The sequence below is a fragment of the Duganella hordei genome (assembly GCF_040369125.1).
GTDB lineage: Bacteria > Pseudomonadota > Gammaproteobacteria > Burkholderiales > Burkholderiaceae_D > Rugamonas > Rugamonas hordei.
In genome coordinates, this window is sequence record NZ_BPWI01000006.1 from 263786 (window position 1) to 275639 (window position 11854).

Genomic DNA, 11854 nt, shown 5'->3' on the forward strand with positions numbered 1-11854 from the left:
TAATCCTAAATGGCTGAGTCAATCACGCGATTTACGCGCCACTTCCTCGAACCACCGCTGATGATGTTTGCGCGCCCAGCCATACGTCACCGTGCCGCGCACCATCGCGCCGATCGAGCCCTTGACCCACAGGCCCGCATAGATGTGAACCACGATGGAGCAGATGATGACGAACGCGCAGAACGCGTGCAGCAGCGCGGCGAAGCGCACGATCTCGATCGGGAAGTAGAACGAGAAATAGGCGCGCCAGATCACCACGCCGGACAGCAGCAGGCCGCACATGCAGAAGATCAGCACGAAGAACAGCACCTTCTGCCCCGCGTTGTAGCGGCCCACTTTCGGCAGCTTGTCTTCGCGGTTGTTGACGACGTCGCCGATCTGCTCCAGCCACTGCTTGTCGCCCGGTTCGAACTTGTTGTGATGCCAGAAGCGCAGCACCAACAAGGCGAACGACACAAACATCACCAGCCCGATAAAAGGATGAAGGATGCGGGTCCACTGGCCGCCGCCCAGGAATACGGCCAGCCAGGCGGTCGCCGGATGGAACATCGCCAGCCCGGACACCGCCAGCAGGACGAAGCAGATGGCGGTGATCCAGTGGTTGCTGCGCTCATTGGGCGTGTAGCGTTCGATGAGCGGGTTGCCGTCCTTGTCGCGAAGATGGTTCATTTTTCGCCCTCCCTGATCCGGTTGGCCTCATGCAGCGCCTCGGCTTCCTCTTCCTTGCTGACCTCATTCGGGCCGACGCGGGAATAGTGGAACCATCCGGCCAGGGCGGTGACGGCGATGCCGGCCAGCGCCAAGGGTTTGGTCAAGCCCTTCCACAGTCCGACCATAGGACTGATGCTCGGATTCGCTTTCAGCCCGTGGTACAGGCCCGGCTGGTCCGCGTGGTGCAGCACATACATGACGTGGGTGCCGCCGACGCCGGCCGGATCGTACAGGCCCGCGTTCGCATAACCGCGCGACTTCAGGTCTTCGATACGTTCCGCCGCGTGTTCCTTCATGTCCTCCTTGGTGCCGAAGACGATCGCGCCGGTCGGGCAGGTCTTGACGCAGGCCGGTTCCTGGCCCACGGCGACGCGGTCCGAGCACAAGGTGCACTTGTAGGCGCGGTCGTCCTTCTTGGAGATGCGCGGCACGTCGAACGGACAGCCCGCCACGCAGTAGCCGCAGCCGATGCAGTTCTCCTGGTGGAAATCGACGATGCCGTTGGTGTACTGGACGATGGCACCCGGCGAGGGACAGGCCTTCAGGCAGCCCGGATCCTCGCAGTGCATGCAGCCGTCCTTGCGGATCAGCCATTCCAGGTTGCCGTCGTTGGTCTCGTGCTCCGAGAAGCGCATCACGGTCCACGACTGCGGCGACAGGTCGATCGGATTGTCGTACACGCCGGTGGTCTCGCCTACGTCGTCGCGCAGGTCGTTCCATTCCATGCAGGCCGTCTGGCATGCCTTGCAGCCGATGCACTTCGAAACGTCGATCAGCTTGGCCACGGTACCGGTGACCGGCGTGCGCGCCACCGGTTCCTGCACCGTGGTGGCCGACATGCGCTTGATATCAAGTGATTGCAGTGCCATGTTTTATTCTCCCCGGGCCGTCATGCTTTTTCCACTTTCACTAGGAAGGACTTGAATTCCGGTGTCTGCGAATTGCCATCACCAACCGTCGGCGTGAGGGTGTTGATCAGGTAGCCCGGTTTGGTGACTCCCTTGAACCCGAAGTGAATCGGCAGCCCGACCTGGTGGGTCTTCTTCCCGTCGATGGTCAATGCCTTGATACGCTTGGTCACCACTGCTTTCGCCACGATGACGCCGCGCTTGGAGCTGACCTTGACCCGGTCGCCGTGCGCCACGCCGATTTCCTTGCCCAGTTCCTCGCCGATCTCGACGAATTGCTCCGGCTGGATAATGGCGTTCAGGCGCGCGTGCTTGGTCCAGTAGTGGAAGTGTTCCGTCAGGCGGTAGCTGGTCGCCACGTGCGGGAAGTCCGCCGCCTTGCCCAGCTTGGCCCGATCGTTGGGGAACATGCGGCCGGCCGGATTGCTGGTGGCGCGCGGATTGGACGGGTGCAGCGGGTTATGGCCGATCGGCGTCTCGAACGGCTCGTAGTGCTCGGGGAAGGGGCCCTCGGCCATGGCGTCGCGCGAGAAGAAGCGCGCCACCCCCTCGGCCAGCATGATGAAGGGGCCCATGCCGTTTTCCGGCGGCTCGTCCGCCTTGAAGTCGGGGACGTCCGCGCCGCCCCAGGTGGTGCCGTTCCAGCTCACCAGCTTGCGGGTCGGGTCCCACGGCTTGCCTTTCGGGTCGCACGAGGCGCGGTTGTACAGCACGCGACGGTTGGCCGGCCAGGCCCAGGCCCAGTTCAGCGTCTGGCCGATGCCAGTCGGATCGCTGTTGTCGCGCCTTCCCATCTGGTTGCCCGCCGCGGTCCAGCAACCGGCGAAGATCCAGCAGCCGCAGGACGTGCTGCCGTCGTCGCGCAGCTGCGCGAAGCCGGCCACCTGCTCGTTCTTCTTCAGGATGATCTTCGTCGCATCCTTTGGATCGGCGAGCTCCTTCAGCGCCTTGCCGTTGTACTCCATCGCCAGTTCTTCCGGCGTAGGGCTGAACGGCTTGGCGTAGGGCCAGGTCAGGTTGACGATCGGATCGGGGAACTTGCCGCCGTCGGTCTGGTACATCTTTTTGATGCGCAGGAAGATGCCGGACATGATCTCCAGGTCGCTCCTGGTCTGGCCCGGACCGTCGGCCCCTTGCCAGTGCCACTGCAGCACGCGCGAGGAGCTGACCAGCGAGCCGCGCTCCTCTGCAAAGCAGGTGGTCGGCAGGCGGAACACCTCGGTCTGGATCTTGGTCGGGTCGACCTGGTGGAACTCGCCGAACGGCCGCCAGAACTCGGCGGTTTCCACCGCCAGCGGGTCCATCACCACCAGGAACTTCAGCTTGGACAAGGCTTCCGTGATCTTCTGCTTGTCCGGCGCCGACGCCAGGATGTTGAAGCCCTGGCAGATGTAGCCGTTCATTTTCCCCTGATGCATAAGCTCGAAGGCCTGCATCATGTCGTACGGCTTGTCCAGCTTGGGCAGGTAGTCGAAGGCCCAGTTGTTTTCCTCCGTGGCTGCGTCGCCCCACCAGCACTTCATGAAGCTGACCAGGAACTTCTTCGCATTGCTGTAGTAGCTCAGCTGGTTCGGACGCAAGGGTTTCAGCGCGCGCTTGGCCGCATAAGCCTCGAAGTCCTGTTCCGCTTCGCCCGGCAAGGTCAGATAGCCCGGCAGCATATTGGTCAGCAGCCCCAGGTCGGTCAGGCCCTGGATGTTGGAGTGGCCGCGCAGCGCGTTCATGCCGCCGCCGGCGATGCCGATGTTCCCCAGCAGGAGCTGCACCATGGCGCCGGTGCGCAGCGTTTCCGCGCCGGTGGAGTGCTGCGTCCAGCCCAGCGCATACAGGATGGTGGCTGCGCGGCCCGGCACGGCGGTCGATGCCAGCATCTCGGCGACCTTGTGGAATTTCTCCGGCGGCACGCCGCAGGCTTTCTCCACCATCTCCGGCGTGTAGCGCGAGTAGTGCTTCTTCATCAGCTGGTACACGCAGCGCGGATGTTCGAGCGTGGCGTCGATCTTGGCAAAGCCGTCATCGCCCATCTCGTAGTTCCAGCTGCTCTTGTCCGCGTACTTGCCGGCCTTGTCGTCCCAGCCCGAATACAGGCCGTCGTTAAAGGCGAAGTCCTCGCGGACGATGAACGGCATATCCGTGTAATTGCGGACGTACTCGTGCTGTATCTTGTCGTTCGTGAGCAGGTAGTTGATGATCCCGCCGAGGAAGACGATGTCCGCACCGGTGCGGGTAGGGACGTAATAGTCCGCCACCGAAGCGGTCCGGGTAAAGCGCGGGTCGACCACAATCAGCTTGGCGCCGCGATGCGCCTTCGCTTCCGTCACCCATTTGAATCCGCAGGGGTGTGCTTCCGCCGCGTTACCGCCCATGACCAGGATGACATCAGCGTTCTTGATGTCCACCCAGTGATTCGTCATCGCACCACGTCCAAATGTCGAGGCAAGACCTGCCACCGTCGGACCGTGTCATACACGCGCTTGATTGTCGAATGCCAGCATGCCCAGACTGCGCATGGTTTTATGGGTTAAGTAGCCTACCTCGTTGGTGGACGCCGACGCGCACAGCATGCCGGTCGTGGTCCATCGGTTGACGGTTTTTCCGTCCGCCGTCTTGTCGATGAAATTGGCGTCGCGGTCGGCCTTCATCAACTTGGCGATGCGGGTGAGCGCGTCGTCCCACGACATGGGGCTCCATTCCGTGGCGCCGGGCGCGCGGTATTCCGGCACCATCAAGCGATTTTCGGAGTGGATGAAGTCGATCAGGCTGGCGCCTTTCGGGCACAGCGTGCCGCGATTGACCGGATGGTCGGCATCGCCCTCGATGTGGATGATGCTGGCCTTGGCGTTTTTCGCGCCGTCGCCCAGACCGTACATGAGAATACCGCAGCCGACGGAGCAGTAGGGGCAGGTGTTGCGGGTTTCGGTGCTGCGCGCCAGCTTGTACTGACGGACTTCGGCCAGGGCCGATGCCGGCGCAAAGCCGAGGAGCGCGATGCTCGAACCCGCGATGGTTGCGCCAGTCACCCGAAGGAACTGTCGCCTGGACATCTGGTTCATGGGATAAGCCTCTCATCATATGAAAAGACCTACCAAGTCTATCACTATAAAAACCGAAGTTCCGTAACGAATTGAATTAAACGTTGTGTTTACAGCCAGTGCAATACCTACGGTATAGATCAATTGGCAATGTTGTAGCAACTGCGCAGGCGGGCGTAGTCATAGAAATGGCTGCCTGGAGCGACTTTCGCGTGGTCGCATGCCGGCTTGAAGTCGGTTTCCTTCTCGTTATAGAGCATGCGGAGCAGCGTGCGTTGGCCGTTTGTATAAACGTCCCACTGGATGTTGGCAGCCATCGGTGCGACGGCCGCGCCGCGCCATGGGCTGTTTTCATAGCTGTAGGCTGTGGCGCGCGGCAGCTGTTCGGACATGCCGCGCAGGCCGAGGATGGCGGCCATCGGAATGACGATTTCAGCGTGGGCGAAGCGCAGCTTGGCGGCGTGGGACAGATCGCCTTTGGCGACGGCGTCCACCTCGCTGAAGAAATCCTCGAGCAGGGTTTGCGCCATACGGTAATTGACGTCGCCGTTCTCGCGAATGCCGGGGCCCTTGGTGTAGAAGGCGATGGCGTCTTCGGTGGCGGCGAATACCGCCGCCTGCGGTGCAGGCATGTACGCGGCGAAGTCGGCTTGCAGCTCCACGCGCATGTCGGCGGCCGCCGCGTACAGTTCATACAGCGCTTGCGCCGCATCGACGGAGGACTGGATGACGGTGTCGCCGTCGCCGGTCAGCTTGTTGCTGAATTTGCCGTCGGCGCTGGTATAGCTGTATGTGCCGCTGTTGGCTGCGCGGTAGCGGCCTTGATCCAGTCCGGCGATGAAGGCCGGCGTAAACAAGCGCTCCATTACTGACCTGGCGGCCGCCGCGACTTTCGGCTGCGCCAGCACGACGGCCTCGCGCTTGCTCAGCTCATCGCTTTTGGCCCAGGCTTGGTAGGCCTGGCTGGCCTGGTAGGTGCCGTACAACGGGTCGCCACGGTCCGCCACCAGATCCTGCCTGGCGCCCAGCTTGTGGAAGTAGAGCAGGAAGCGGTCGGTGCCGGCGGGACGGCTGTCATGGATCGTTTCGGCGCGTGGCGCCTTTGAAGGAGGGCGGATTATCAGTGGCTGCAGGTTGGGCTGCCGCGCCATCAATGCGCCGGCGAAGTAGTCGCCGCTGTCGACCGCGCGGTCCTTGCCTGACGTGACGAGGACGATCCGGCGCGGTGGACTCGCCGGGCCGCCGGGGGCGTCGCGGAACAACTCGGGCAGCCGACGTATCATGCGCTCGGCTAGCTGCTGGTGCTCGGCCACGCCCTGCATGGTCTCGTTGCCGTATCCAGGTTTGCCGATGCCGGCCACGCCGTAGCCGAGCAGCGCGTTGGCCTTCATCATCTGCAGGATGTCGGCACCCAGCTGCGTGCCGAGCGGCGTCAGCGCGCCTTCCTTGTCGGCCATCTGCCACAGCTTATACAGCGCCAGATCGGTCTTCATGCTGCTCAGGCCGCGCGAGCCGTGCCGCGCCAGTAGCTGGGTATGGATCGCATGGTAGCCTTGCGGCGGCGCTTCATAGCTGGCGCTGGTTTGCTGCGGTTGATACGGCGTCTTGGTCTGGTAAAACTGCTCGCCGAAAGCGTTCAACAACAGCAGGGACAGCGCGGCGCCAGCCGCAAGGCGTGGTGGTTTCATACCTTAGAAGTCTACCCGAACATTGACGCTCGCGGTGCGCGGCGAACCGACGTTCAGGTAGTTCTCCTGGTAGTAGGTCCAGTATTTGCGGTTGGCGATGTTCGAGATGTTGGCGCGTACGCTGACCATCTTGCCGAAGTAGCGGTGGCGGTAGTTGAAACCGGCGTCGAACAGCGTGGCGCCCGCCAGCGTGTTGACGTTGGCCGCATCCATCGGCAGCTCGCCCAGGTACTGGCTGCCGGCATGCAGCGCCAGGCCTGGCAACACTTCGCGCCAGGTCGCCTGCACCGACATCTGGCGGCGCGGCGCACCCACGGCGCGCTTGCCGCTGTATCCCGCAGCCGCGTTTTCCAGCGTCGCGTCCAGCAGCATGAGGCCACCTTCGATCGACAGGTTTTTCGCCGCCTGCACCACGGTGTTGAATTCGAAGCCCTGGTACTTGGTCTCGCCGTCTTCCACGAAGACGTTGGCGGCATTGGTGTATTGGGCGCCGCGCTTGATGTTGAACAGCGCCGCGCTGGCGTTCCAGAAGCTGCGTTCGGTCTTGATGCCGATCTCGGCCTGCTTGCTCTTGATCGGCGCGAAGGTCTGGTTGGCGTTGGATGTCGACGTGGGCGCGGTTGCCGCCTGCTCCATCGCTTCCACGTAGCTGCCGTAGATGGTGGTGTCGGCGGCCGGCTTGAACATCAGCGCCACGGTCGGCGTGGTTTTCTGTGCAGGCCAGTTGGCGGTGATCACGCCCTTGGCCGAGTAGGCGTTGTCGTTGTAACGGTTGTAGCGCGCGCCGGCCAGCACCGACCAGCTGTCGCTCAGCTTGACGGTATCGCTGGCGAAGGCCGCTTCCTGGCGCGTGGCTTCGTCGCGGTAGGTGCCACCGCTCCAGTTGGTGGTCCAGACGTTGATGATGGTCGGCGCATACAGGTTGCCGGTGCCCAGGTAGACCTTCGGTGTGACAACCGACGAAGTCGATACCAGGTTCTGCGACATCACGCCTGCGACCACATCGTGCTCCAGGCCGAACGCCTTGAGATTGCCCTCGAAGCTGGCCTGCACCTGGTCGAAATGATAGCCGTGCAGCTCGGACGTCACGCGGTCCTTGTAGTCGGCCTTGTTGTTGGTGATGTAGTACTGGTCTTTCTTGTAGACGCGTGTCGAGTCCGAAGTGCGGTAGGACAGGTTGGCGATCCATTCCGGGTTCAGGCGGATCTCCATGCCGAGCGTGGACAGCGTGTATTCCACGTCGCTGCCGGCGCCGATGCTATTGAGCTTGCTATCGCCCGCTATCGGCGCGGGAATAGCGAACGACGGTGCAATCACCACGTCGGTGCCGCCCACGCTGCGGCGGCGCTGGTAGATCGCGTCGTAGGTCAGCGCCACGTCGTTGGTGATGCGCCATTCCAGGTTCAGGCCTGCGGCGTTGCGCTTGATCGAGCCGCTTTCCTCCTTCACGCCTCCATCTTCGTGCAGCAGGTTCAAGCGGTAGCCGAAGCCGCCTTCGTCGCCCATACGGCCGCCCATGTCGATGTGCTCCTTGATCGCGCCGCCTTCCTGGTAGCCCAGTGCAGCGCTGAAGCTCTTGTCCGTGGTCGGACGCTTGCTGACGTAGTTGACGACGCCGCCCGGCGAACCGAAGCCGTACATAAAGCCGCTCAAGCCTTTCAATACCTCGACGCTCTCGAACATCTCCAGCGGCATTTCTGTGCCGCGGTTAATGTTGGCCAGGCCGTTGACCTTGTAGCCGTTAAGGTCGTCGAGACGCAGGCCGCGCATCTGGATGGTGGCCGGATGGGTGCTGATCGGCGGGCTGATGGAGGTCACCGATGCGTCGTATTTCAATACTTCGGAGATGCTGGTGGCCAGCCGGTCCTCGATTTCGTCGCTGCTGACGGCCTTGGTGGAGAAAGGCGTATCCAGTTCCGACTTGCGGCCCAAAGCGCCGCCGCTGACGCTGTCGCCGAGCTTCTTCTTTTCGACCGTGGCCTTGATGACGACCTTGGACAGCGCGCCTTCGGCGGCATCTTCAGCGAAGGCGGCGCCGTGCAACGCGCACAGGCCGGCGGCTGCGAGGGCCAGGTGCAAACGGGATTTGACGAAAGGAGTGGTCTTGGACATGTGAGCCTGAGTAAGAGTGCGGTATAAAACCCGCAATCTTATCGGCTTGATATGACAAGGGTATGACGTTGCTACGGCAGCAGCGCTTCGATTTTCTCAAGCGATGGCGGCGATGCGCCAGGCGCGAGGCAGGCGGCGGCGCCGGCCGCCACGGCAAACTGCAGATGCTGCAAAGGCTGGTGCTGCGGGCGATGCATCATGCTCCACGCCAGTGCGGCGATGCTGGCGTCGCCCGCGCCGACGGTGTCGACGACGGCGATCTCCGGCGCAGCCAGGTGCCATTCGTCATCGCCAATATGCAGCGACGCGCCATCGCCGCCCTTGGTGTACAAGTAGACCGCCGACGGATTCCAGCCGCGCAGCGTGGCAAAGGCGGACTCGATGTCGTCGGTGCGGAACAGGCCTACCAGATCCTCTTCGGACACCTTGATCACGTCGGCTAGTTCGGTCATGCGGCGCAGCGTGGCGTCGTAGCGCTCATCCATCAGCAGCCGGTAATTGGGGTCGTAGCTGATATGCACGCCGTCCTGCTTGAGTTGTTCCGCCAGCGCTACCAGCTTGTCCGCCAACGGCCGGCGCGCCAGGCTGATGCCGCCAAAGTGCACCCACTTGCAATGCGCGCGCCAGCCTTGAGGCAGGGCCGCCGCATCGAACTGCAGGTCCGCGCTGTCGTCGCCGACGAAGAAGTAGGCCGGCGGATCGGTGCGGTGCACGATCGCCAGCAGCGGCGACTTGTCGGAACGCTGCAGGAAGCGCAGGTCCAGGCGCGCGGCCTCGCTGGCCTGCCACAGCGCGTCGCCGAAGACGTCGTTGCTGATGGCGCCGGCGAAGGCGGTCGGCACGTCCAGCTTCGCCATCGTGCGCGCCACGTTCCAGGTCGAGCCGCCGACCTGGCTGAGCCACTGGGTCTGCGCCGCGTCCCGCACGATCATGTCGGTCAGCGCTTCGCCTGCCGCGACGAATAGTGGAAAGGCAGCCATCTCAGTCCTTCAAAACGTTGAGCACTTCATAGCAGGCGCCCATGGTGTGGTAGTCCACCTTGCCGGCCGGGCTTTTCTCGTCGGTCAGCTTGCTGTTGTCGGCGCCGAGGATGCGGTACCACGCGCCATGCCGATGGTCGACGAAATGCTCCCAGCTGTAAGCCCAGATCTTGTCGTACCAGGTCCAGTAGCGCGCTTCGCCGGTGCGGGCGGCCAGCAGCGCGGCGGTGGCCAGGCTCTCTGCCTGTACCCAGAAGTATTTGAGGTCGTCGCAGATGCTGCCGTCCGGCGCGAAGCCGTAGTAGATGCCGCCGTGTTCATGATCCCATGCCTTGGCCAGCGCCGCGTCGAACAGTTCGGCGGCGCGCGGCAGCAGCCAGTTGGTGCCACCCTCCAGCTGCGCGCCGTGGCGTTCCAGCAGCAGCAACAGCTTGGCCCATTCGGTCAGGTGGCCCGGCTGATAGCCCCAGGGACGGAAGATATTGCTCTTGTCGTGGCGGTTGTATTCGGTGTCCACCGACCAGTCGGCATGGTAGTGCTCCCAAATCAGGTTGCCGGACAGCGCGGCCTGGCGCTGCGTGATATTGCGCGCCAGCGTTTCGGCGCGCAGCAGGTAGGCACGCTCGCCGGTCGCCTCGAATGCGGCGATCAGCGCTTCGCAGGCGTGCATGTTGGCGTTCTGGCCGCGATACGGCGCCAGGTACGACCAGTCGGAGCTGGCTTCGTCGGCGTACAGGCCGTAATCCGGCTGCCAGAAGCGGCGCTCCATCAGCGCGAAGGTTTCGGCGATCCACTCGCGGGCCTGGATTTCGCCGGCCATCACGGCGTGGCTGTAGGCCAGCAGCACGAACGCCAGGCCGTAGCAGTGGTTGGTGCCATCGGTGACGCTGCCTGCGCCGTTGTTCCAGTCCAGTTGCCAGGCGTAGCCGCCGGTGTCCGGATTGCGGTGCGCATCGCGCAGGAAGGTCAGCGCGTGGCGCAGGCGCTGCTGGTCCGCGGCGTCGCCGAACTGGCGCCATGCCATCGCGTAGTTGAACACGAAGCGGGTGCTGCTGACCAGGTGGCGGGTATGCGTGTCATAGATTGTGCCATCGTCCTTGTAGAAGTGATACAGGCCGCCGCTGGGATCCGTGCAGCGGCTGTCGTAGAACTGTTTGGTGTGGCGGATGTGATCCAGCAGGGTGCTGCGCGATTGAAAATCTGGGGCCATTGTCAGGTCCGTTTATAAGTTGCGGGGTTCTTGGGGCGCCAGCCGTCAAACACGGTGCTGGCGCGTATGATTAATTCCACCGGTGCGATTTTCTCGACCGGTTCTTCGTGCGGGCCGTTGAGCAGCAGTTCCACGCCCAGCGCGCCCAGCGCCTTTTTATCGATGCGCAGCGTCGTCAGCGGCCGGTGTCCCAGCACGGCGGTCGAGATGTCGTCGAAGCCGACGATCGCGATATCGTGCGGTACCTTCAGCCCCTTGGCGAGGCAGCAGCGCATGGCCACCAGCGCCGCGCTGTCGTTGTAGCAGAACACCGCGTCCGGCGGATGGGGCAGGGCCAGCAACTGCTCCATCGCTTCCCACGCGCCGGTCTCCAGGTCGACGCCGTCCGGCAGACCGGCCTCCAGGCGTGGATCGGCGAGGATGCCCTCCTCGAACAGCGCCTGCCGGTAGCCGCGCGCGCGTTCGCGGATGCTGTAGTGAGACAGCGGGCCGGAGATGAATCCCACCCGCGTGCGGCCGGTGTCGATCAGGTGTTTGGTCGCCAGGTAGCCGCCCATCATATTGTCCGGGTTGACCGAGCTGTAGCCGCGCAGCTGCATATCGATCAGCACCAGCTGCTTGCCGGTCGAGCGCAGTGCGCTCAGCGTCTCCGGTTCGAAAAAGCCGGCGCAGACGATGCCGTCCGGCGCATGCATGCGAATCTGGTCGATCAATCCGTCCGCCGGTCCCACAGCCATGAACGACAGCACGATGCCTTGCTTGCGGCAAGCCTCCTCGGCGCCATGCAGCACCGGCGAGAAGAACGGGCTGCTGGACGCGGTGTTGTGCTGGCGATGGAGCAGGAACGTGAGGCGGCGCAGCCGCTTCGGCCGCAGTTTGCAAAAATCGTAGCCCAGTTCCCGTGCCGTCCCCAGCACCATCTGGCGCGTCGCTTCGGTCAGTCCGGGCTCGTTTTTCAGTGCGCGCGAAATGGTCCCGGCCGATACGCCTGCGACGCGGGCGATATCCCTTATCGTGACATTCGTGCCCATTCCAGTCTCCTTTTGTTATGAATGCAGTCTTGCATAGACGTCCAGCCATGGTCAAACGACCTGGCGACTTTCCTGAAAAGTTTAGCGCAATTTACTAAACATGCTAGTTTTAGCGGACGGTAAACCCGCCCGGGTGGTTGCATACCTGTATCGGCTTGTTTAGTGAAGATGGCTAAACTGAG

General features: G+C 63.2%; 8 protein-coding genes. All 8 read right to left on the bottom strand.

Features of this window, described 5'->3' with window-relative positions:
* Nucleotides 1-18 precede the first annotated feature (18 nt).
* The 8 genes from ABWW33_RS16545 to ABWW33_RS16580 all read right to left on the bottom strand — a co-directional run bounded on the left by ABWW33_RS16545 (nt 19) and on the right by ABWW33_RS16580 (nt 11672).
* Nucleotides 19-669: a formate dehydrogenase subunit gamma gene (locus tag ABWW33_RS16545; protein WP_176651841.1), complete on the bottom strand. Its 651-nt coding sequence runs from the start codon at nt 667-669 to the stop codon at nt 19-21.
* Nucleotides 666-1580 (bottom strand): formate dehydrogenase subunit beta, encoded by a 915-nt coding sequence (gene fdxH, locus ABWW33_RS16550; RefSeq protein ID WP_176651840.1) that lies wholly within the window; start codon nt 1578-1580, stop codon nt 666-668. The genes ABWW33_RS16545 and fdxH overlap by 4 nt, the downstream gene beginning before the upstream one ends.
* Nucleotides 1581-1600: 20 nt before the next feature.
* Entirely contained in the window at nt 1601-4672 is a 3072-nt protein-coding gene (fdnG, locus tag ABWW33_RS16555) for a formate dehydrogenase-N subunit alpha (RefSeq protein ID WP_353402896.1), read from the bottom strand.
* Nucleotides 4673-4791: 119 nt separating this feature from the next.
* Nucleotides 4792-6339: a histidine-type phosphatase gene (locus ABWW33_RS16560; protein ID WP_353402897.1), complete on the bottom strand. Its 1548-nt coding sequence runs from the start codon at nt 6337-6339 to the stop codon at nt 4792-4794.
* A gap of 3 nt (nt 6340-6342) precedes the next feature.
* Nucleotides 6343-8451: a TonB-dependent siderophore receptor gene (locus ABWW33_RS16565; protein ID WP_353402898.1), complete on the bottom strand. Its 2109-nt coding sequence runs from the start codon at nt 8449-8451 to the stop codon at nt 6343-6345.
* Nucleotides 8452-8522: 71 nt separating this feature from the next.
* Nucleotides 8523-9431 (bottom strand): carbohydrate kinase family protein, encoded by a 909-nt coding sequence (locus ABWW33_RS16570; protein WP_353402899.1) that lies wholly within the window; start codon nt 9429-9431, stop codon nt 8523-8525.
* A gap of 1 nt (nt 9432) precedes the next feature.
* Nucleotides 9433-10641, bottom strand: coding sequence for an AGE family epimerase/isomerase (locus ABWW33_RS16575; protein ID WP_353402900.1), 1209 nt, complete (start codon nt 10639-10641; stop codon nt 9433-9435).
* A gap of 2 nt (nt 10642-10643) precedes the next feature.
* Nucleotides 10644-11672: a LacI family DNA-binding transcriptional regulator gene (locus ABWW33_RS16580; protein ID WP_176651834.1), complete on the bottom strand. Its 1029-nt coding sequence runs from the start codon at nt 11670-11672 to the stop codon at nt 10644-10646.
* Nucleotides 11673-11854: the final 182 nt, after the last annotated feature.